The sequence below is a fragment of the Paenibacillus sp. FSL R5-0912 genome, from assembly GCF_000758605.1.
Classification (GTDB): domain Bacteria; phylum Bacillota; class Bacilli; order Paenibacillales; family Paenibacillaceae; genus Paenibacillus_AQ.
This window is the reverse complement of record NZ_CP009282.1, coordinates 4,752,510-4,775,257: the sequence shown is the minus strand read 5'-3', so window position 1 is coordinate 4,775,257 and position 22,748 is coordinate 4,752,510. Positions and strand designations below refer to the sequence as shown.

At 50.1% G+C, this 22,748-nt stretch carries 14 protein-coding genes and 2 pseudogenes; all 16 read left to right on the top strand.

Annotated elements, in window-relative coordinates; genetic code table 11:
* Positions 1–48: 48 nt before the first annotated feature.
* The 16 genes and pseudogenes from R50912_RS20180 to R50912_RS20105 all read left to right on the top strand — a co-directional run bounded on the left by R50912_RS20180 (position 49) and on the right by R50912_RS20105 (position 22,735).
* Positions 49–804 (top strand): ABC transporter ATP-binding protein, encoded by a 756-nt coding sequence (locus R50912_RS20180; protein ID WP_042237395.1) that lies wholly within the window; start codon positions 49–51, stop codon positions 802–804.
* Positions 801–2,747, top strand: a complete 1,947-nt coding sequence (locus R50912_RS20175) for an FtsX-like permease family protein (RefSeq protein WP_042237394.1) — start codon at positions 801–803, stop codon at positions 2,745–2,747. Before R50912_RS20180 ends, R50912_RS20175 begins: the two co-directional genes overlap by 4 nt.
* 387 nt (positions 2,748–3,134) lie before the next feature.
* Positions 3,135–4,700: a transposase gene (locus R50912_RS20170; protein ID WP_052416121.1), complete on the top strand. Its 1,566-nt coding sequence runs from the start codon at positions 3,135–3,137 to the stop codon at positions 4,698–4,700.
* Between the two features lie 305 nt (positions 4,701–5,005).
* Entirely contained in the window at positions 5,006–9,085 is a 4,080-nt protein-coding gene (locus R50912_RS20165) for an EndoU domain-containing protein (RefSeq protein WP_052416555.1), read from the top strand.
* Between the two features lie 13 nt (positions 9,086–9,098).
* A complete protein-coding gene (locus R50912_RS20160; RefSeq protein ID WP_042237393.1) occupies positions 9,099–9,389 on the top strand; it encodes a hypothetical protein in 291 nt (96 codons plus the stop codon).
* Between the two features lie 686 nt (positions 9,390–10,075).
* Positions 10,076–10,603 (top strand): annotated as a pseudogene (locus R50912_RS20155) (recombinase family protein); the annotation flags it as partial.
* Positions 10,604–10,739: 136 nt separating this feature from the next.
* Positions 10,740–11,723, top strand: a complete 984-nt coding sequence (locus R50912_RS20150) for an IS110 family RNA-guided transposase (RefSeq protein ID WP_063840075.1) — start codon at positions 10,740–10,742, stop codon at positions 11,721–11,723.
* Positions 11,724–11,855: 132 nt separating this feature from the next.
* Positions 11,856–12,209, top strand: a pseudogene (locus R50912_RS20145) (polymorphic toxin type 15 domain-containing protein); the annotation flags it as partial.
* Positions 12,210–12,240: 31 nt separating this feature from the next.
* Positions 12,241–12,627 (top strand): hypothetical protein, encoded by a 387-nt coding sequence (locus R50912_RS20140; RefSeq protein ID WP_042237388.1) that lies wholly within the window; start codon positions 12,241–12,243, stop codon positions 12,625–12,627.
* Between the two features lie 167 nt (positions 12,628–12,794).
* Entirely contained in the window at positions 12,795–13,535 is a 741-nt protein-coding gene (locus tag R50912_RS20135) for an MOSC domain-containing protein (protein ID WP_156123216.1), read from the top strand.
* Positions 13,536–13,624: 89 nt separating this feature from the next.
* On the top strand, positions 13,625–14,569 hold the full coding sequence (locus R50912_RS20130) for an ArsR/SmtB family transcription factor (RefSeq protein ID WP_331281875.1): 945 nt from the start codon (positions 13,625–13,627) through the stop codon (positions 14,567–14,569).
* Positions 14,570–14,715: 146 nt separating this feature from the next.
* Positions 14,716–16,485 (top strand): glycoside hydrolase family 2 protein, encoded by a 1,770-nt coding sequence (locus R50912_RS20125; protein ID WP_042237385.1) that lies wholly within the window; start codon positions 14,716–14,718, stop codon positions 16,483–16,485.
* Between the two features lie 138 nt (positions 16,486–16,623).
* Positions 16,624–18,267 carry a 3-keto-alpha-glucoside-1,2-lyase-like domain-containing protein gene (locus R50912_RS20120; RefSeq protein WP_042237383.1) on the top strand — a complete coding sequence of 548 codons (1,644 nt, stop codon included), beginning with the start codon at positions 16,624–16,626 and terminating at the stop codon, positions 18,265–18,267.
* A 161-nt stretch (positions 18,268–18,428) separates the two neighbouring features.
* The gene (locus tag R50912_RS20115; protein ID WP_042237381.1) at positions 18,429–19,544 is read left to right on the top strand and encodes an IS110 family RNA-guided transposase; all 1,116 of its coding nucleotides are present in this window, start codon (positions 18,429–18,431) and stop codon (positions 19,542–19,544) included.
* 859 nt (positions 19,545–20,403) lie between these two features.
* Entirely contained in the window at positions 20,404–21,714 is a 1,311-nt protein-coding gene (locus R50912_RS33425; RefSeq protein ID WP_052416550.1) for an ABC transporter substrate-binding protein, read from the top strand.
* A gap of 97 nt (positions 21,715–21,811) precedes the next feature.
* Entirely contained in the window at positions 21,812–22,735 is a 924-nt protein-coding gene (locus R50912_RS20105) for a carbohydrate ABC transporter permease (RefSeq protein ID WP_052416548.1), read from the top strand.
* The last annotated feature ends 13 nt before the right edge of the window (positions 22,736–22,748 follow it).

Below are 22,748 nucleotides of genomic sequence, written 5' to 3'. Positions count from 1 at the left end.
AGCATCAGCCCGCTTATGATAGATCTATAGAAAAGGAGTGGGTTACAGATGATTATCATGCAGGCTAACAAAATCCATAAAACCTATGGCAACAAATTTAATAAGCAGGAAGTATTAAAGGGAATCGATCTTCAGGTAAATAAAGGTGAGTTCGTGGGGATCATGGGTCCTTCCGGTTCCGGCAAAACGACACTGCTGAATGTCCTGTCCTCCATCGACCGGGTGAGCCAGGGGACCATTGAGATTGAGGGCAAGATGTTCACGGGAATGAAGGAGAAGCAGCTGGCGGAGTTCCGCAAATCTCATCTCGGGTTTATTTTTCAGGACTACAATCTGCTGGATACGCTGACCGTGAAGGAGAATGTGATGCTGCCGCTCTCCATCACAGGCATGTCCAAGAAAGAGGCGCATCAGAAATTCGAGCAGGTGTCCGGCGAGCTGGGAATCTATGAGCTGAAGGACAAATATCCGGCGGAAATCTCCGGCGGGCAGAAGCAGCGTACGTCGGCAGCGCGGGCGTTTGTGCATGATCCTAGTATTATTTTTGCCGATGAGCCTACGGGCGCACTGGATTCCAAATCAGCTTCCGACCTGCTGAACAAGCTCTCTGCTATGAACAGTAAACGTGAGGCCACTATAGTGATGGTCACGCATGATGCGGCTGCCGCAAGCTATTGCACCCGGGTGGTGTTCATCCGTGACGGGCAAATTTACACCCAGCTGAATAAAGGCGATGAATCACGGCAGTCCTTCTTCAACGATATTATCAATACTCAAGGGGTGCTTGGCGGTGCTGCCGAGTGAGCCTGAATTACATCATCCTGCGCAATTTGAAGAAGAATATTAAAAACTATTATCTGTACGTCTTCGCGCTTATTTTCAGTGTTGCTCTATATTTCTCGTTCGTAACGCTGCAATTTGATCCGGCAATGGACGAGGTTGGTGCTTCGATCAAAGGCGGTGCAGCTATCGGAGCCTCTTCTGTCCTGTTGATTGCTATTGTCGCCATTTTCCTGCTCTATGCGAATACGATTTTCATCAAGCGGCGCAGTAAGGAGATCGGGCTGTTCCAGCTGATTGGGCTGACGAAGGGGAAGATCTTCACGCTGCTGAGTGCGGAGAATCTGATTCTGTATTTCGGGTCCATGTTTATCGGTATTGGTGCAGGGTTCATCATGTCCCGGCTGGTTCTGATGATTCTGTTTAAAATTCTAGCCATCCAGAATCTAGCCAAGCTGCGGTTCTCCCCGGAGGCGCTGGAGCGGACGATTCTGGTGTTTGCCGCCGTGTATGTGCTGATTATGATCATGAACTACACCTTCATCAAAGCGCAAAGTATCCTGTCCCTCTTCAAGGCGACATCCACGACCCAGCAGCGTATCCGTAAAATGCCGCTGTGGGAAATTGTTATGGGACTGCTCGGCATTGCCTGCATCGGCGGTGGATATTATATTTCCAGCCAGCTGTTTGGCGGGAAATATACAGATATGACTGAGCTTATGATCGCGATGATCGTGATCCTGGCACTGGTCATCATCGGTACTTATCTATTCTATAAAGGTTCGGTAAGCTTTATTTTTAATATGATCCGTAAGAGCAAGAAAGGTTACCTGTCAATCAATGAGGTGCTGTCACTCTCATCGATTATGTTCCGCATGAAGTCAAATGCCCTGCTGCTTACCATTATTACGACGGTGTCCGCACTCGCGATCGGCCTGTTGTCACTGAGCTACATTTCTTATTATTCGGTGGAAACCTCAGCAAGGGAAAGCTCGCCGCATGATTTCGGCTTTATCCGGCAGGAGGCTGAGGCTAAGTTCCTTCAGGCACTGGATAAGGAGAAGATAGGTTATGAAGTGCTGGAGATTCCTAACATCGCGGTCTTTCTAAATGTTGAGGACATTATTGAGAGATATAATTTTAAGGAAGACGCATTAACGAACATCACTGCTACCGTAATCAGTGACAGCAGCTTGAAGGGAATGGATTTGCACCCGGGTGAGGTACTGATGACGGGTTACAACAATACGCTCAAAAGCATGGTAACCTTTAAAGACAGTGGTGAAATCGGGTTTATTACCAAAGACAGCACCATCACGCAGCAGCTCACCGGTTTATCTGACAAATCTGTCCTTCCTTATTATTATGGCGCCGGGCTAATGGGAGTGGTTGTGGTCGATGATACGGTCTTTACTGAACTGGTTAAGCATAAAGATCCGAAAGCTCAGAGGAAAACATCGGACAGCGATTTATATTACGGGATTAATCTGACCGATCAATCACAGGCCAAACAGGCCCATGAGATCTATCTGGACCAGAAGCCGGAATTTCCGAGCTTCTCGCAATATGAATTTGAGCTCAACCAACGGACCAGCATGGGCTTAATTATGTTCATTGTCGGGTTCCTCGGTTTGACCTTCCTGATCACCTCCGGCTGTATTCTCTATTTCAAGCAGATGGATGAAGGCGAGGAGGAGAAGGACGGATATACCATTCTGCGCAAGCTGGGCTTCACTCAGGGAGATCTGCTGCGCGGCATCCAGTTCAAGCAGCTGTTCAATTTCGGCATTCCGCTGGTTGTCGGTCTCTGCCACAGCTACTTCGCGGTAAAGTCGGGCTGGTTCCTGTTCGGTACGGAAATGCTTACTCCGATGTTTGTGGTTATGGCGGTCTATACCGTGCTGTATTCAATCTTCGGCCTGCTGTCCGTGCTGTATTACAAGCGCGTGATCCGGGAATCATTATAAAGACATAGAATACAAAGGGATAGCTAGAAGGCACTGTCATTAAGTTAAGGCAGAGGGCCAATATTTAAGAAAAAGAGCAGGTTATGTAAAAAATAGCCTGCTCTTTTTTGCGTGGAATAATAGAAAGAAACGCTGACAGCCCACACTTTTATGCCCAGTCTTGTCTTTGTGCTTACCTAGTACAGCATCAGATTTAAACTAGTGAAGACCACTTTGGTAAATCGCTTGCTGAGGGTTTGCAGTAACCCGATTACGGGATACGCCGTATGCTTAAGTGCACGTTGTACAACTAAAAGATAAGATTCCCAACCTACGATTCGGCCTTGGTTCTCACCCATTTGGGCAAATTTAGTTGTATAGAAGAGTCAATTTCATAATTCCAAACCCTTGCTGGGACTGTTTTTTTTAGGCATAGAAAAAGGAGTACCTCCCCAAGTTCTCGAAGATATAGGCGACCAAACCAACACCCGAGAACGAAAAGAGGTAATCCCTATCTATTCCATTCGACAAGAAGAACTGTTTTCCTTCAAGGAATTGTTCCTGATGCGCCCGGAAGATAAATACAGCCAAATCTTTGAACACTTAGATCTCGCCAAGGTTCTGCACGTTCTTCGGAAAAAGAACAACCGGGGCCGGCCCGAACAACTGAATGTACCTGCCATGATCTATTCCTTGCTCATCGCTAAAATGGAGAACATCGAGTTTGTTTCTTCCCTGGTCTGGCGTCTTACCCATAGCGAAGAGTTTCGGGCGCAGTGCCGATTTACCGGCTCCGATAATATCCCGAGCGAATCTTCGTATTCCCGTTTGATTCATGCGCTGGAGCACACGGGGATGCTTGAAAAACTGCAGGATACCTTGGTGACCTCTGCCCTAGAAGAAGGCTTTGTAACCGGCACACATATTGCCGTGGATTCCTCCATGGTCGAGGCTTGGGATTGCCAATTTAGCGAATCGGCCGCCAAGCGCCGTGCGGCTCGCCGAGGGCAAAAGCCAAATGAGGCTCCAGGAGCCCAGCAACTTCAGTTCAAACTTCCCGAGCCTGAGCCTGAGGCGGCTGTGAACGAACCACCGAAGAAACCCGTCTACGACAAGCGTGGACGTCCAACGAATGCGGCAAGGGAACGCCGGCGTCAGGAACAGGAAGCATATGACCAAAGTCTCGGACCGTTTCAGAAAACCATTGAAGCGATGTTACCTTACACGTATGACGAACTGCTGGCCGCGCTGCCCCGGCATGCCGCGCGTTGTGACAAGAAAAATACGAAGGGTCGAATGACGAGCTACTACGGTTTCAAGGCGAATCTGCTCGTCGATACGGACTGCCAGTATATCTTGAGCGGCCTCTTTAGTTCGGCGAATCCGAATGACCAGCGCATGGCCGTTATTCTTCTCAAAGGCCTGCCCCTGAAGTTTCCCACACTGAAGGTAAAGCATATCTTGGGCGACAAAGGGTACGACTGCGCGTCTATCTACCAGTTGATTCATTCGTTAGGTGCCTATCCGGCGATTCCCATGATTCACCGCAAAGATCCGCCCGAGGGAATGAACGTGGACTACACGCCGGTATGCTCCCAAGGACATGCCTACCGCTACGACAGTTTTGATGCCAAGTACGAAACGCTGAAGTATACCCAGCCGAGCGAGTGCACAGGCTGCCCACTACTGGGTTCCGGATGCCAAAAGGTGTTTAAAATCCGCATCCAAACGGATTTGCGTAAGCATACCTATCCCGCAAGAGGGAGCGAAAGCTTTACAGAGCTGTACAAAAAGCGTACGGCAGTGGAACGTGTTTTTGCCTATCTCAAAGAGTATTTTGGCATGAAACGCACACGTCACCGCGGCGTACGGGCAAGTGTCGATTTCCAGCTCAGTACACTAGCTTACAATCTTAGTAAGTTTGCATTGGACAAGTTGAACAAACAGTTGAGCAAATCCCAGCAAGTAGCCTGATTTTCTAAAAAATGACCTCAGATTTGGGGCCGAGTCTAACTATTCAGCAAACTGAATTATGAAATTGACTCTAGAATACAGTTAAAAGACGCAAGCCTACCTTTTCGCTATTTTTAATTGTACAGTTTACAACTATTACTGAAATTCCACTTGGAACTCAGTCCATCATTTGCTGCAGGGTTGAATGAATTCACTTCTTTAGTTCTGATGCTGTACTAGTAATAAATTAATTCACCCAAAAGGCTGTAATTCAACCCCTGAAATTGCCATTACTTGTATACGGAATATTCAGGGAGTGACCCTCAATGCCTAGCAAGATTGCTGTACACAAGCCGGCAGAGCCGCAGGCCGGGACGAGAAAGAGTTCTGCACAAGTCCCACTAGCTGACAAAGCGGCATTGAAGCCGCAGCTGCGAACGCCCCTTGAGCTCAAACAGCTAACCAACCGTCTGTTAACAGCCCCTGAAACAGTGACCTCCGGTGAGTTCACGATGCTCACTAGTGCCATTGGCCTGCGGAGTGCTCTTATGCTGCTTGACCAAGGTAACCGGAACAAGGGGAAGGCAGAGCCCCGCCCGAAAGCTGAAACAAACAACCGAAACACACTAGGCCTCAAAAGAGCTGCTGAAGGCAAGCCATTGCCGCTTGCAGAAAAACCGGCTCCGGCCCGGGCTATCCATGCCACCAGAAAAACCTCTCAGCTTGAAGCCGGGCAGCAGCGGGAGTCAGAGGAGAAGCCTGCGATAGTTAAAGCCGAAGCGAAATCGGAAAGAAAAGCGGAGCCTGCCGTAAATGCCCAGCAAGAAGTTGAATCGAAACCTCAGGCGAAAGTGAGGTCCGGTGCGAAGCCGGAAGGCAAAACGGAAGCGAAGACGGACAAGAAGTCCGCAGCCATACCAGCTGCACCTGTACAGAGATCCGCTGCAACAGGTCCGCTGACTGCCGGTCAACCGGTGCAAGCCTCAAAAGCACCAGCCAAAGCTCCGGTTGTACATATTAAAGGCGATAATCCGGGCAGCGTGATCCAGCAGCTCGGCAGCATTGCTCCGGCAGAAATTACCCAGGCGTACACCCAGGCAGTGGGTGTCTCCGGTGAGGCGCTGGGGCAGCAAAGACAGCAGGCTGAGAAGGTGCTGCCTGCCATTCCTACTCCCACCGGCATCGCGCCAGGCAAAGCTGCCGATCCTCCGAAGCGGACAGGGGCAGATCCGGTGCCCGCTTTCGAGCTGCCTGCTTTTCAGAGCGGCAAGCAAGGCGGGAATCCGTCTGCAGGGATGAACAGCTTTCCCCAAGGCTCAGAGGAGGCAGATCCAGACCAAATTATGGAGGAGGCAAGCAGATATGCAGCCAATCCGCCGGAGATTGGCCTGACAGGTGAAGCCGATCCTTCCCAGGTGGAGAGCTTTCAGGCAGAGGCCAAGCAGCATATGCAGACTGTACAGGCTTCCGAGCTGGAGCAGACCCGGCAGGATTTCGGGGAGAACCGGATTCAGCCTAAGCCGGACCCTGGCATTCTCCGGTCTGGGCATGCTATCCGCTCCGTGGCGCCGCCAGCTTTTCAGCTGAAATCCACCGGTGTAATTCCGCCCGATGTTGCCGGATACCTCAACCCTCATCTGGAGGGTCCGCTCCAGGCCTACATGCAGAATAGTCAGGCGGAGTATCAGAAAGGCAAAGAACCGTTTGACAGTGGACTCACTACTGCCCAAAGCGATACGAAGGCAGAAGTGGAACGGCTGAAAACCGAATCATCCGAGAAGCAGCGAAACGAGCAGACTGCGGCCAAGGCGGAGGTCTCGGGGTATCGGACGCAGTGGCAGGAAGAGATCAAGACCACCAGCGGGGAGTACGACCGCGAAGCAGGGGCAGCCGCAGCAGAGAAGAATAAGGAAATTACCGGGATCAGGGAGGAGAAGGAAGGCGAGGTCAAGCGCAAGCTGTCTGATGCCGAAACCGAATCCCGGCAGGAATACAAGAACACGAAGACTCAGGCAGAGGAGAAGCAAAAGCAAGGCGAGGCTGAGGGCGAACAAAAGAAAAAAGCCAAAAACCCCTGGGAATGGATCAAGGAAAAGGGCAAGCAGCTCGGCGAGGCTATCCAAAAAGGCATGAACTTCCTCTTCACCCATCTGCGCAAGGCTGTCAAAACTATTTTCGATAAAGCCAAGCAAGCGGTTGTGGGGCTGATTGAAGCAGGCCGGAAGCTGATTGTCAGCGCCATTAAAGGCTTCGGGAACGTGCTGAAGGGAATTGCCAATACAATATTCGCCCGGTTTCCGGGCATTGCCAAGAAGATCAACGGCTGGATCGACCGTGCGGTGAACAAGGCGCTTCAAGCCGTCAATACTATCGCAAGCGGCTTGAAGAAGGGGGTCAGCGCCGCCCTGGATTTCATGGGTAAAACGGTGGATAAGCTGTTCGCTGGTGCCCAGTCGCTGTATAACGGCATATTCTCGGGAATCGGGAAATTCCTAAGCGGTGATTTCAAAATAAATTTCGGCAAGGCTCTGGAGGTTGCCCAGATTGCTGCGGAGATTGCCGCTGCTTTTGCTACGGGTGGAGGCAGCGTTCTGGTGCAAATCGTCACTTGGCTGACCTCGACCCTCCCTAAGCTTCTGCGTCAGGCCAACACAGTCATGACTGTGGTCAATACCCTGCGGAATTTCAAAGTACAGAATCTGAAGCAGTTCCTGAATCCGGCGGGATTGGGCGGCTTTCTGGTCAAGGGGCTGTTCGGTGAACTTCAGCCTTTGCAGACGGCCGAGGGAGATGACAAGGAGAAGGACAAGGATGGAGGCAAGGCCCCGAAAGGCGGAAGCCAGGAAAAAGGGCTGATGAAGGTGCTGCAGCTTCTTCAGGGCGTGTTCGAAATTCTGCAAAAGACAGTCGGCAAGGTTGCAGGCGCGATTAACAAGGCTTTGCCGGTGATCAACATCTCGGGCAAGTCGTGGTTCAACCCGTTCAGCATGGTGTATGCCGGTATGGTTCAGGGTCTGGAGGTATTGAAGAACCCTTCCGAGGCTCTGAGTGAGGGGGCAGGCAAGCTGAAGGAAGCGGCTGGAGGCTTGTTCAAGGGAATACGTGAGAAAGTAACCGAAGCCGCCGGCGGCATTAAAGCAAAGGTCCAGCTGCTCGGAAAACCGGCCCAGCTGATGTCAGTCTTGGCTAACAAAGGCGTCGATTTGGTACTGAATTTTATCATCACCAATCCGCCGTCAGCACTGATTAAGGCCGTATTCAAAGGGATTGAAGCCGTGGCGGGCCAATCACTGGTTGACCTGATCCGCCAGCATATTCCGTTCGCAGACAAGTTAATTAACAAAATTGCAGCGTCCAGCCCGGTCCAGGGCCTGCTGCAGCCGCTTCAGGGGCCTGTGGAAAAGGTAGGCGGATTGATCGACGAAGCCACGGAAGGAGCAACGGGACTTGTGGATGAAGCCCAGTCGCAGACCAATCAGGTATTCGGCAACGGCACGAAGCTGATGGCCAATCTGTCCGGAGTATCGGGTGGAGGCAGTAAAGACAGCTCAGGCAAAAAAGATGAACCAAAAGCCAGCGGAAAGGCGGGCGCTGCCAAAAAAGAAACCGCCGGTGATTTTCTCGGCACCGTCAAAGGAGGCGTGCATACCCGCCTGTTAGCCTTCGGCAAGCGGCTTTTGAAATCAGGGATTGATCTTGCGGTGGCCGGTGCCGGTAAGCTCAAGAACGCCATTGCCGGTCTGCTGGTCAAGTTCAAAATCGGCCAGGAAAGCCACCAGCTCTGGGTCGAGAAGCGCGGCAGCGGGCATGTGGTGATGATGGCTAGTGAGAATAAACGACCCGTACCCAAAATTATAGAGGGATTTACGACACGGATAGGGAATTTAGACAAGGTTAAAGTTGGAAATAAAGATTCTAAAATTCACGAGCGAATCAAGCAATTAAAAGAACACAATACCAAGATAGAAGCAACACCACGAGAAAAACTAGTGAATTCAGATCTTGAAACTATCGCGCCTGTGATCAGTGAGGTTGAACAGTATTTGGAGCAAAAAGAGGGTGGGGCTGAGGGGACGGGTAATTCTCTAACAAAAATTGATAACTATGTTGATTTAACTGGTCACAGAAAAGACCATATTCTTAATCGACATAGAGCAGGAGCAGGAAAGCCTGAGAAAACAGAGTTCCCTGCTAGTTGGAGTGATGATAGAATTTTGCATCAGGTTTCTGACGTGGCTTCTGACCCTAATGCAATAAGAGGCGTTGGTAAGTATGACTCTCCTTATGCCATTGGTGTGCGTGATGGCATTGAAATTCGTGTTGATTTTTATCCAAACAATCATAAATATGCAGGTCAAATATCGACAGCATACCCTACTAATTTCCCTGCAAACCCATCCAAGTAAGTGAGGTGTTTCTATGCATGAAGAACTGGAAAATAGCTTAATTGAACTTATTAAAATGTCGGAGAGCGTACTTTCTTCAGATGATTTAGAAGGTGTTCTGCACTACCTTGAACATGGAGAGTACGAAATGTCGTTTGAAGGATTGGTAATAGAATTCTACTCGACTGATAAGTACCCGACCAACTTTAATTTCGAGCAGTGGAAGAAACTGGCGGTGTCATTTGGATTAGATAAAGAGTCGGTATTTGACGAAAACTTTTGGGACAAATTTATTAAGTGGGGGAGCGCATACTCCCATAAATGACGATTTTAACATACAGAACCTTGATTGGCTTCATGCCTTTCAAGGTTTCTTCTTTTGAAGGGGGTGGGTGACGAATGAACCTACCATTAAATGAATAACACATATAACCCATGTGATACCCGTGTAAAGATTTTGTCATTCCGGTTGTACGCACGCAAAGGCTTGAATTTCATACCCTAAGTAACGCTATTCCGTTACATCTATTAGGTTGTTTATGGTCAGATACCACCATGATTGACCTGTTTTTTGTTATCTTCGTTTTCTTGCGGTTTTTTCAAATCAATCGCAACTTTGCGAATAGATACCCCGATGGATATAGTGTCGAGAGCATCGCAACTAATTCATAGGATACCCCGACAACTATATTGTCAGGACTTAACTGAACATTTAACAACGGGAAGGTCATGTGTTAAAGGCTAGCCACCTGCCCTCTAATTAAGCCCGAAATTCATGAAAAAATTCGGGAGGGGGCGGCACATGAAAGGGGGCGCTTTATCCATCGACCGTATTGTCATTGACTTTACAGTCGTATATTGGGACTTCTTCAATGAGTTCCATAAACGCATCTGTCACTATTACGGGGTCAGGATGACGGTGGGGAAAAGAGGATTTAATACCGTATCAGAATCAATACGGGAGAACACTTCCTGCATATCTCCTACAAGTTAGTCTTTGCTCCGAAAACCAACACAAGCCGTTTGTGGCGGTCTGACATTGTGAAAGTGTTGGTACATCGTGAGTTTAAGAAGCATGGGGTGGACGTTCGGAGCATTGAACAGCCAACCTATAGTATTTACAAGAAAGACCCGAACGACTTCTTAATTAACGGATTAATGGAACTGCTTGACCAGTATCAACGGCTCGAAATCGCCCTCAAGCTAGGCAGGGGGCGGTATAAGAAGACGGAGCAGGGGGGCTATGCCGGAGGGAGAGCCACCTTCGGCTACAAGGCAAAGAAAGGTCAGAAGTACATCCAAGTGGACGAGAAGCAAGCAATAACCGTCCGCAGAGTATTTCAGCTAAAGGAAGAACATCCGGCATGGTCATTGACCCAAATTGCAGAAGCGATGAATGAAGAAGGCTTTACTACGCAACAAGGCAGACTGTTTACGAAAGTGCAAATCAAAAGAATCTTGGACAAACGTGATTTTTATAACGGCACATACCGCTATGGAAATATAGAAGCTGATGGCTTGCATGAAGCCATACTGTGACAAGTATTGAGTGGTGAGGCTTGCATCCCGTTGCGAACCGAAAGGTTAACGCTTGAACTGAGGTTGCCCCCATTCTTTACCCATCACGACAACTAACAATCCGTACACAGGGGTGATTTCTTTTATGCACTAAAAAATGCGTCATGTTTTCGTTGGTTTAGACCTGCATAAAGCCCACCATACAGCAGTTATCATCGACTGTTGGAATGAACGGCTTGGCGAAATCCAAATCGAGAATAAGCCATCTGCCTTTGACGAGTTGATGAAGTTCGTCAAGAAGCATACGCCAAAAGGAATGACCCCTGTCTATGGATTAGAGGATACGGGCGGCAATGGCAGAGCGTTAGCCGTTCACCTTGTTGAGAAGAAACAAATCGTCAAGGAAGTTAACTCCGCTCTATCCTACAATGAACGTAAAAGCTACGCTACGACCCAAAAGAGCGATAGTTGGGATGCGTACTGCATCGCCAAAGTGTCGCTTTCCAGGCTTGATGAACTGCCTGATGCGAATCCGCAGGATATGTATTGGACAATCGGGCAACTGGGGGCAAGGCGGAACGCTATTGTCAAACATGCCGCTACGGTCAAGAACCAACTTCATCAGCAGTTAAGCTATCACTATCCATCTTACAAGAAATTCTTCTGTGATATTGACGGGAAAGCCGCTCTTGCCTTTTGGGAAAAGTACCCTGCTCCGTATCACTTGGAATCGGTGGGGGCGGAGGAACTAGCGGCATACCTCCGCAAAGCAAGCCATAACACCTGTTCTACCCGTAAAGCAGAGGAAATCTTGGAACTGGTGAAGAAAGACGGAGAAACAAAGCGAAACTACCAAGCATCAAGAGACTTTCTTGTTGTAAATATGGTACAGGACATGAAGGGGAGCAGAGAACTGATTAAAGAGACAGAAGCACAGCTACGTCAGGTACTGTCTGAGACAGATTACAAACTGGATTCGATGGACGGTATTAGCACCGTTACAGCGGCGGAACTGATTGCTGAAATCGGAGATATTCGCCGCTTCTCTAGTGCTGATAAGCTAGCCCGTTTTGCCGGAATCGCTCCTGTCCGCTTTAGTTCGGGCGGCAACTCTATTAGAGCGTCAGGCAAGCTGATATAATGGTGGTAATTGGAAGGACCAGTTGCCACCTTCTTTATTCCCCAGTTTAAGATTACAACTTAGGGGACGGGTGATGTTCTAAGGCTTCCTGAAACTGAAGTTAAGTTTAACCAGAATGTAAAGCATGATTCTGCTGAATTTACAAGGCAACTGAAAGCTCAGGAACAGGGCATGAACAAACTTGCGGTTTACGATTATTTGAAAAATAGACAAAAATATATAGACGAAGGCAGAGCATTAGAAGGTGATTTAGCTCAACAAGCCGCTAGAGAACAAGCGCATACTGATAAAGTTATAGAATTGGATAGGGGAACAGGAGAAATCTATGAGAAGCTTGTCAGCAAAGAACTTCATCATGCCAATGGAAATCGTGGGATTCCCGGGTTTGATGAGCCGATAAATCTTCGAGAAGTATGGCCATGGGATCATGAAAAACTTTTACCGCCAGGAAGAAAAATTAATTATGATTTTATTAGGTTTAAATAATATTTTATTGATAAAGCTGGAGGCGACATAAATGAGTGAATATGTAGATGATTTTACATCGGAGATACCTTTGGATAAAATGGAAATCTTATTACAGTTAGGAAAAGAGTATTCTTTTGATCCTCTTTCTTGTATTGAAAGTGAAAAATACTTTATAAAACTCCTGGAAAATTATCAAGGTACTAAGGAGGATGCACTTAAAGATTTGTTGAGAACTATTGTTGCAAAAGATTTTGAGATATTAGATGAAAAGCCGGTATGGGTTCAAAATCCAGATTGGCAATTCAATAATGATAGACCCATGATATTTGTTGGACAGCTAGAAAAAAAGTATGATCAACAAAACCTTCAGCATGCTTATATATTTTATGTATTTTGGGATAGAGAAAGCGGCCTAACAAAAACCACTATTCAGTAAAAATTAAAATTATACGATATAGACTTTATTATTCAAACACGAGTTCTAATTCTTGATGGTACACCGGATGTGATAAACTTATTCATGATGACAGGAAATGTGCCGGTGTTTGTCGAATCGGAGAATAGTCAGAGCTTCAAATTATAGACAGATGAGGTGCAGACATAGTGTCCATTACAGTTGGTGAAATTACGGCGATTAACCGCTATCCGGTCAAATCCTTTGCGGGCGAAGAGCTGGAAGCGTGTCAGATAGAATCTTACGGGGTGCAGGGGGACCGGTATTGTGCTTTTTATGATATGACGAAGAAGGATTGGTGGCAGTATGTTACAGCCAGAAAGCTCCCCAATATGCTTAGTTATCAAGCGCAATTTATCCACGGGGATATCCGGGTGACGGCGGCTGACGGCAGAGTCTTCGGCTGGGATACGGATCTGCTGAATGAAATCCAGAGCCTGACCTCCACGCCAATTACGATGTCTGAGTTCAAAGCCCCTCACCCGGAGGCTAAACACCCGCAGCTGTTATCTGTGGACGGGGCCAGTATCCTGCTCGTGACCGATAAGAGCCTGAAGAAGCTGGAGGCGTTATGGGGCAAGCCGGTTGATCAGCGCCGTTTCCGGGGTAACTTTGTCGTGGAAGTAAGTGAGGATTCGCCCGGGGAAGAGGCGTGGCTCGGCCGGCGGTTATCGATAGGCGGTGCGGAGCTGCAGGTGGACAGCTATTGTGAACGCTGTGTTATGATTACGACGGACCCTGATACGCTGGAGCGGGACAGCTCGCTGCTCAAACAAGTGAATAAGGAGCTTAATCTGAACTTTGGCGTATATGCTTCTGTAATCCGGACCGGGGAGATCCGGTTGGGTGATCCGGTGGTTTTGCTGCCGGAAGCGTCCGCAGCGGAGTGAGTTTGTTAAGTTGACGCTTTTTATACAACAATTTTCGCTTTGGGCTGATTTATTGAGGGGAATGTTGAAGTTAATATGACAGCAAAGCGGTGATCGATATTCTGGAATTATCCATGGAACATCCTGATGAACTGGTTAGAGTGACGCATGCGCTGTCTACGGAGCTTAGACTAAGAATGCTGGAGCTGCTCAACAGCCGGAGAATGAATGTAATGGAATTAGCCGAGGCGCTGGAGATACCGGTGTCTACTGCGGCCTCGAATGTGAAGGTGCTGGAGCAGGCGGGGCTGATTGAGACTGAGCTGCTGCCGGCTTCGCGCGGCTCCATGAAGGTCTGCAGCCGCATCTATGATGATATCAAGATCATCATTAATGTCCCTGATCGCCGCGCACAGGCGGACCAAGGAGACTATTGCTACGAAATCGAGATGCCGATTGGCAATTTCACAGCCTGTGAAGTGGCGCCTACCTGCGGCATGGTCAGTGAGGCAGGGCCGATTATTGTGGAGGACTCACCGGCGGGCTTTTTCCATCCGGACCGTGTTCATGCCCAGCTGCTCTGGCTGCGTAAGGGGTATCTCGAATACCGCTATCCGCTGGAGATTCCGCAGGGGGCAGCGGTCGGCCTGATCCAGTTCTCGATGGAGATCTGCTCCGAGGCGCCAAATTATGAGAATGACTGGCCTTCGGATATTACCTTGTGGATCAACAATGTGGAGGTTGGCACCTGGACCTCGCCCGGCGACTTCGGCGGCAGACGAGGGAAGCTGAATCCTTCCTGGTGGATTGATACGGGTACCCAGTTCGGCTCGCTCAAGACCTGGAGCGTAGACAATACCCGCAGCACGATCGACCACCAAGAGTTATCCGCCGTCAATCTGAGCCAGCTGAAGCTTACAGAGCAGAACCATGTGGATCTGCGGCTGGGTGTGAAGGAGAATGCGGTCTTCAAGGGCGGAATGAATCTGTTCGGGCGGAAGTTCGGCGATTATGAGCAGGATCTGGTGATGAAGATCTTTTATACCGTCAAGTGACGGACCAGCGAAGAACCTGATGCCTTAGGCGCAGGTTCTTTTTGCTGTACAATCGGTGATTGACATTTCAGCAGATTCTGCAATAATTAATACATATTTATTGTAATTAAACAAAAATATTGTTCTTAAGGAGCGTGTGCAATACAATGGCAACTGAGCATTATATTAAGGATTATCCGCGTCCGCAGTTCGTCCGTAAGGAATGGCAGAGCTTAAACGGGGAATGGAGCTTCCGGTTTGACGATGGCAACGTTGGTGAACGGGAGCGGTGGAATGAGCAGCTGAACGGGGATTTGAAAATTCAGGTGCCTTTTACGTATGAGACGAAGGCCAGCGGAATCGGCGAGACGACCTTTCATCCTTATGTATGGTATGAGCGGGAACTGCAGCTACCTGCGGACTTGAACGGTAAGCGGGTGATGCTCAACTTCCAGGCGGTGGATTATACCGCCAAGGTGTGGGTTAACGGCAGCTATGCCGGAGGTCATCAAGGCGGTTATGCGGCCTTTTCGCTGGATATTACGGATTATGTGAATACGGATGCGGGAGCGGCCAACCGGCTGGTCGTCAAAGCGGAAGACAGCCAGAGCTGTACTCAGCCGCGGGGCAAGCAGCGCTGGGTGGATGAGAATTTCGAGTGCTTCTATGTGCAGACAACGGGGATCTGGCAAAGTGTGTGGGTAGAGTATGTGTCGCCCTCTTATCTCAAGGCTGTCAAAATCACTCCGGATCTCGATAACCGCTCTGTCCGTTTCGAATATCAGACACAGGCAGCGGACGACAATCTCCGCCTGGAGACTAAGATCAGCACGGGGCAGAAGACATTTAAGCAGGTCTCGCTCCATGTAGATAGGACCTGGCTGCAGCTGGATGTGGAGCTGACTCACGAAGCGAATGGACCGTGGAAGCTGCAGTCCTGGTCACCTGCTGCGCCGACCCTGTACGAAGTAGAATTTATTCTCTACAAAGATAATCAGGTCATTGACCGGGTATATTCCTATTTCGGACTCCGCAAAATTGCAATCGAACAAGGCAAGGTGCTGCTTAACAATACACCGGTGTATCAGCGCCTCATTCTGGATCAGGGCTACTGGCCGGAGAGCCATCTGACCCCGCCGTCCGAAGAAGCGCTGATTGCCGATATCGACGCGATTCTGGCGATGGGCTACAACGGTGTGCGCAAGCATATGAAGATCGAGGATGCCAGGTTCCTGTACTGGTGCGATGTAAAGGGGCTGCTGGTCTGGTCGGAGATGGCGGCGACCTTTGAGTTCAACGATGAGGCAGTGGAGAACTTCACGAACGAATGGACGGAGATTGTCCGGCAGCAGTATAATCATCCTTCGATTATCACCTGGGTGCCTTTTAACGAATCTTGGGGCATTCCGCAGGTCTACACGAACAAGCTGCAGCAGAAATTCACCGAGGGGATCTATCACCTGACCAAATCCATCGATCCGAATCGTCCGGTCATTGTGAATGACGGCTGGGAGCATACCATCAGCGACATCATCACCCTGCATGATTATGAAGAGAGCGGAGATGTCTTGCTTGAGCGTTATGCAGACTCCACCAGCATTCTTGGCAGGGCATCCTCATTCAACACCTGGAAATATGCCATGGCTCAGGGCTATGAATACCGCGGCCAGCCGGTGATAGTTAGCGAATTCGGGGGCATTGCCTTTGATTCCGGCGAAGGCTGGGGGTATGGAGAGCAGGTAAGCAGCACCGATGCCTTCATTGAGCGGTTCAGCAAGATTACGCAGGCCATCAAGGACACCCCTTATATTTGCGGATACTGCTATACGCAGATTACGGATGTCCAGCAAGAAGTGAACGGGCTGCTTACTGCGGACCGGACACCGAAGATTCCGCTGGAAGTGATCCGGAAGGCCAATTTGCAGCTGAAGGAATAATCGTAACATTGGTACCCAAAAAACGGTGAATTATCGGTTCAATGACAAGAGAAAGCCCTTTAGAATCTTCAGTGAAAGCACTTACATGTAGGTGCGGTCAACAGGTTTCATAATTGAAGATGAAGAGGAGGGGCTTATTTGTTAAAAAAACTATTCACCTCGCTGTCGGCTTCCCTGTGTCTGCTTCTGATCCTTACCGCCATTCCGGCATTTGCCGCGAATGGCCCGGTGGTGTGGGGTACCTCATCCACGATTACCGATATTAACACCTTCACCGATGCGGGTACTGATGCCCGCGGGCTCAGACCCGGAACCTTCGGGGCGGAATATGCCCGGATGATCAAGCTGGCGAACGGGGATTGGCTGGCGGTCGCCGCTATCTACGATAACAACGGCTATACCAAGGTCTCCTGGGGCGGCACCCGGCTGCAAGTCTTCCGCAGCACAGACAACTGCCGCACCTGGTCGCTAATGTCCACCCTGTGGGAAGACGGCCGTGACCTCGACAACGGGCAGTTCGTGCAGCTGGCCAATGGCGATATTCTGCTGGCCATGCGCTCGGTCCGCTGGCAGGAGTCGTATAAGCTCAGAGTGTATAAGAGTGTGAATGGAGGCGCGAATTGGAGCTTCCTGAGTACAATTGATGAGAACAACGGCACCGCTGGTTCCCTGGGGAACCCGGATAAAGGGGTATATGAGCCGCATATGCAGCTGCTGAATGACGGCTCGGTAGCTGTCATGTATGCGAGTGAGAAGCATGTGACCGAGAACCCTTCCTACAGCCAGATCATCTCCGAGAAAATCTCTACCAACGGCGGAGCCAGCTGGGGGAATGAGCTTTATGTGGCCTGGGACCCGTCTAACGCCGGGGCACGTCCGGGGATGCCGGTCTGGAGCAAGATGACGAACGGACAGTATATTGTCGCCTTTGAGGTGTGCGGAACGCAGAACTGCCGGATTTTCACCAAAAAAAGTACAGATGGCAAGACGTGGTCCAGCGGTATCGGCACCCAGGTATCGACCAATCAGCAGGGCGGGCCATATCTGCTCTCCTTAACCGACGGCCGATTGCTGCTCAGCTCCAACTCCAATGTATTGTCTCTAAGTAACGATTACGGGACAACATGGGTGGACAACGATGTTCCCGCGTTCGGGAATTCGTGGTGGACGGCGATGTACCAGACCGGGGTGAATGAGATTGCTTTTGTGGATTCGGTCGAGCGGAGTGTTGGCGGGCATAATGTGCAGGTCCGGTTCGGCACACTCAGCGGTGCATACAGCAATGATTTTGCGGCGAATGACAACGGATGGGTTCGTTATGGGGGAACCTGGGCCGTGAGCGGCGGAGCCTATAACCTCAGTTCGGTCAATGCGGACAAATCCGTGCTTACCCCGTATCCATCTAAAATGAACTATACGCTGGAAGGCGACATCAGGCTGAATAATGCCGGCCAGGGCAGTCTGGTCTTCAATCTGACGGGTCCGGGTACCGGTGCAGATTCACAGAAAGGCTATGCTGCGGGCATTGACTCCGCCGGCGAGGTCTGGCTGGGACGCTTCAACAACAACTGGACCCCGCTCCAGACAGTGGCTACACCCATTGCGGTAAACAGCTGGTATCATATGAAGGTGGTTGTGGGCAGCGGCAATATCAAGGTATATGTTGGTGATATGGCTGTGCCTAAGATTAACCTGAATGACGCGTTGTATACCTCGGGCACCATCGGGGTGCGGGGCGGCTTCAATAACAGCGTAAGCTTCGATAATATAACAGTGAACTAATCTGCGATTCCTTTCTGGAGCCCTTCGGGGCTCTTTTTTATTGATCCAAGTACCATCTATATAGTTATGATGAACGAAAGGCAGCCCCTGTTCGCACACCTTAGGTTAAAATGGGAGTAAGGACAACCATTTCAGAGCTAAATGCGAAAGGAGCTGTTACTATGAAGAATACCATAAAATACGTAGGTTTGGACGTGTCAAAAGAAAAAATTGCAGTGGCGATTGCAGACGAGGGACGGGACCCCGCACGGTATCACGGAGCGATTGCCCATACGCCAGATGCTGTAGGACGACTCATTCGGAAACTGAAAAGCCCGGAGGTTACTCTTGAAGTCTGCTATGAGGCGGGACCCACCGGGTATGATTTGTATCGCTGGCTGACCAAGATGGGAATTTCCTGCACGGTCATCGCCCCCTCACGTATTCCTCAGCGTTCAGGCGATGCCATTAAAACCGACCGACGGGATGCAGAGCGGCTCGCTCAGCTCCACCGTGCGGGAGAATTGACGGCCATTCATGTACCCACTCCGGAACTCGAGGCTCTTCGGGATCTCATCCGAGCCCGGGAGAATGCTCGGGAAGAACTGCACCGGGCCCGGCAGCACCTCGTTCATTTTCTGTTACGGCACCAGATCCACACCCCGGAAGGGATGAAAAAACGCTGGACGAAACGATACCGGCTGTGGCTCTCTACCTTGACGTTTGAGCATACCGCGCAAGAACGGGTATTCACCGAGATGCAACAACAGTTGCGGGAGGTGGAGGAGCGCATTAAACGGCTAGAGGAGGCCATGCGGAAAGAAGCCGAAATCTGCCCGTACGCCTCTGTGATTCAAGCGCTCCAGGGTCTTCGGGGGATTGCCCTGCTCACGGCCATGACGCTCGTCGTTGAAATCGGGAATTTTGAGCGGTTCCGTTCGCCTGCGCAGCTGATGAGTTACCTGGGACTGGTTCCGCGGGAATCTTCTACAGGACCCAAGACAAGACGGGGCCGCCTGACTAAAACAGGAAATGCCTCCGTAAGGCGTGCTTTGGTGGAATCGGCCTGGAGTTACCGTTACCTTCCGGCGGTCAAAGGCGATTTAGAAAAGCGGTTAGAAGGGCAAAGTGCTCATGTCCAGGAAACGTCATGGAAGGCGCAGGAGAGATTGCACAAAAAATATGTGCAGATGGTCAAACGGGGAAAACACCGAAACTTGGTGATCGCAGCGGTGGGACGGGAATTGGTCGGATTCATTTGGTGTGTTGCGGTAAAGGCAGAAGCAGGAATCGCATAATATAGAACAAGAAAAAGCCTGTCCCCAAAGGATGAATCCTTGGGGCATGGAGACAACGAGAAAGGTTCGAGGAGAATCCACGAAATCCAACTGCACAAAACCCGGATGGGTTTGACGTGCGACAATAGTTTAGGGAAGCTCCTTCGACGTAGGCCTAACATGTGGAACCAACCCACGGATAGCAGTGTGCCAGCCGACGACTCGCATGTTGTCTCCATGCCCAAGGGATTGAAAAAACCTTTGTTAAAAAGGGAAGAAACAGGGGGATTGACAAATTCGTTCATAGCAGTTGGATTTTCTCCACTTGCTTATGAACGGAGGCGCCCTTGCCGGGCAACAGGTGGATAAACAGCACTTAATAGGCCGGGAATAATTCACAGTAGGGTGAAGGCATGTAATTAAATGACGTTTATCCATCTAATTACCTCAAAACCGCCAAAACCTTCGAATTAAGATACATTTATCCAACTGCTATGCAGAGCCAGAGTCAGAGTCGGAGTAGGAGCCAGAGTCGGAGTAGGAGCCAGAGTCGGAGTCGGAGTCGGAGTCAGGGTCAGAGTCGGAGCCAGGTCCGAGAGATGTGGCAGATGCGAGGATGATCGCCATTTCCAGCAGTTGCTAATTTCAATGGGGACTGGAAGTCCCGTTTCCGCACCTTACGATTCTCCACCCTCCTTAAGATCGTCTACCTTTGCGTCAGCCCCGCGCCAATAACATCTGTCGTTTGTTCACCAAGGAGCAGCGGTTTGTCGGTTCAACAGTTGCCTCATCCCCTGTAGAGTGAGAGATAAGAAAGCCCTTACATGAATGTATGAGAGGGCTCTCGCACACAAACTTTTTTGACGAGAGGGTTGTTCAAATGAGGATAAATAAGAAGTTCACAGGTTTGGTAACGGCCGGGCTGACACTGGCCCTGATTCTGCCGGGTTGCTCATCCGGAAACAAAGAGAACGGTGAGCCTGCCAAGGCGAATGAACCGGCAAAGACAGAGAGTGCAGGCGGCAGTCCGGTAGAGATATCGTTCTGGAACATGTTCGGCGGCGGGGAAGGGGAATTCGTAGACCAGATTATCAAGGATTTCAATGACTCGCAGAAAGAGGTGACCGTGAAGCCGCTCCGCCTCGAATCCAATGAGTATTACGCGAAGCTTAGCACGGCGCTGTCTTCCTCCAAAGGCCCGGATATTGCCATTGCCCATGTGGACCGGATCTCCCCGTTCGTGAAGGCACAGCAGATTGTACCTGTAGATGAGCTGGCGTCCAAGGTCGGATTTGACCTGAAGGAGATCTCTGATTCCAACATGCAGAGTGTGTCCTACGAGGGTAAGCCTTACGCTGTCCCGCTGGATACCCACTTCCATATGTTCTACTACAATAAGGACATTCTGCAGAAGGCGGATCTGCTGAATGAGGACGGCACCCCTAAGCTGGGTGAAATGACACCGGCGGGCTTCGAGAAGACGCTGGCGGATATTCAAGCCAAAGTGCCGGATGTGCAGGCGATGGCTGTGAATACCCCCTATTTCCAAGAGCCGTTCCTCAATCTCTATTATGAAGCCGGCGGGGATATTCTAAATTCGGAGTTGACCAAAGCCAGCATCAACAATCCGCAGGCGCTGGATGTTCTGAAATTCTATCTGGACGTCTTCAACAATAAATATGCCGATCTCAATGACAAAACGCCGTGGGATACCTTCCATAACGGCAAAGCTGCTTTCTGGTTCGGCGGTGTATGGGAAGCGGGGCTGCTCCTCGGGGATGAATCCCTGCATATCGGCGCAATGCCGCTTCCTCCGATCTTTGGCAGCCAGACACACTGGGCCAGCTCCCATACGCTTGTAATTCCGTCCTATGTCACTCCTGAGAAGCAGGAGGCGGCAGCCAAGTTTATGAAGTATTTCTCTGAAATAGGCGGAGAAACCTGGGGCCAGGCGGGTCATGTGCCTGCGAACAGCAAAGTAACTACCAGCGATGCTTACAAGAGTCTGCCATACCGCAGCGAATTCATCGAGGCGCAGAAGACTGTGAAATTTGCCCCGCCGACAGATAAGTATACCACCATCATTACCACTATCTCCGAAGAGCTGCAGAACATCATCTTCGGCAGCGAGAGTCCGGAAGACGGGCTTGCGAAGCTGGAGAAACAGATTAACGAAGTGCTGGAGAACTAGCTCCCTCTGCAGGAAAGGTACGGCCCCCGCCGCCGTAAGGGCGGGTGGCCAGTCCTTCCAGCCCATGCGCAAACTTAATTGAAGGAGAGAATAACCGATGGAGCGGAGTGTAATAGAGAATAAAGCGGCAACGCCTCTTCGCAGGAGAGAGCCCATACATCTACTGAAGGAAATAAAAGCTATTTTTTATCTGGTCCCCTTTCTGGTACCGTTTACAGTGTTCTACTTGTGGCCAGTAATCAACGGAGCCTGGATGAGCCTGCATGTCTGGGGCATTCAGGGGATGCAGAAGTATGTTGCATTGGCCAACTATAAGAAAATTTTAGAGAATCCGGATTTCTATTCGTATTTGTGGAACTCCTTTTATTTCGTACTGCTGTGCGCGCCAACCGTATTGGTGCTTGGACTGGTACTGGCGCTGATCATCAATCAGAGAATTTGGGTACGGACCCTGATCCGCTCCGTGTTCTTCCTGCCCTATGTCCTGTCCGTCTCTGTGGTCAGCTTCATCTGGCTGAAGCTGTTCGATGCGAAGAACGGCCCGGTGAATGCTCTGTTGCATGCCCTCGGTATGAACACGGATATCAACTGGCTCACCGATCACAGGTTCGTGTGGTGGGCGATTACGATAGCGACAGACTGGTGGAGCGTCGGGTTTGTGATGGTGCTGTTTCTGGCCGGACTGCAGGAAATCCCTACAGATCATTATGAAGCGGCGAAGATCGACGGCGCGAATGCCTGGCAGCGCTTCTGGAGCATCACCCTGCCGGGGCTGTCCAGTGTGATGAAGATCCAGATCTTTTATCAGATTATCAATTGCCTCAAGCTGTTCGGACAGGTACAGATTATGACCGGCGGCGGGCCGGGAGATTCCACCAATACCATGATCCGCTATATCTATGTCACGGGGTTCAAGAAGGATATGTTCGGCCTGGCCGCAGCGCAATCAATGATCTTCTGCTTCATCATGCTGCTGATCGCCGTGGTTCAATTCAAAATCACAGACCGCAAAGACGGATAGGAGGGAGACGTTC

Bases quoted from the DNA above. Each gene is read 5' to 3' on its own strand.
- R50912_RS20180 (WP_042237395.1), top strand. From the start codon at position 49: ATGATTATCATGCAGGCTAACAAAATCCATAAAACCTATGGCAACAAA.
- R50912_RS20165 (WP_052416555.1), top strand. From the start codon at position 5,006: ATGCCTAGCAAGATTGCTGTACACAAGCCGGCAGAGCCGCAGGCCGGG.
- R50912_RS20160 (WP_042237393.1), top strand. From the start codon at position 9,099: ATGCATGAAGAACTGGAAAATAGCTTAATTGAACTTATTAAAATGTCG.
- R50912_RS20150 (WP_063840075.1), top strand. From the start codon at position 10,740: ATGCGTCATGTTTTCGTTGGTTTAGACCTGCATAAAGCCCACCATACA.
- R50912_RS20140 (WP_042237388.1), top strand. From the start codon at position 12,241: ATGAGTGAATATGTAGATGATTTTACATCGGAGATACCTTTGGATAAA.
- R50912_RS20125 (WP_042237385.1), top strand. From the start codon at position 14,716: ATGGCAACTGAGCATTATATTAAGGATTATCCGCGTCCGCAGTTCGTC.
- R50912_RS20115 (WP_042237381.1), top strand. From the start codon at position 18,429: ATGAAGAATACCATAAAATACGTAGGTTTGGACGTGTCAAAAGAAAAA.
- R50912_RS33425 (WP_052416550.1), top strand. From the start codon at position 20,404: ATGAGGATAAATAAGAAGTTCACAGGTTTGGTAACGGCCGGGCTGACA.
- R50912_RS20105 (WP_052416548.1), top strand. From the start codon at position 21,812: ATGGAGCGGAGTGTAATAGAGAATAAAGCGGCAACGCCTCTTCGCAGG.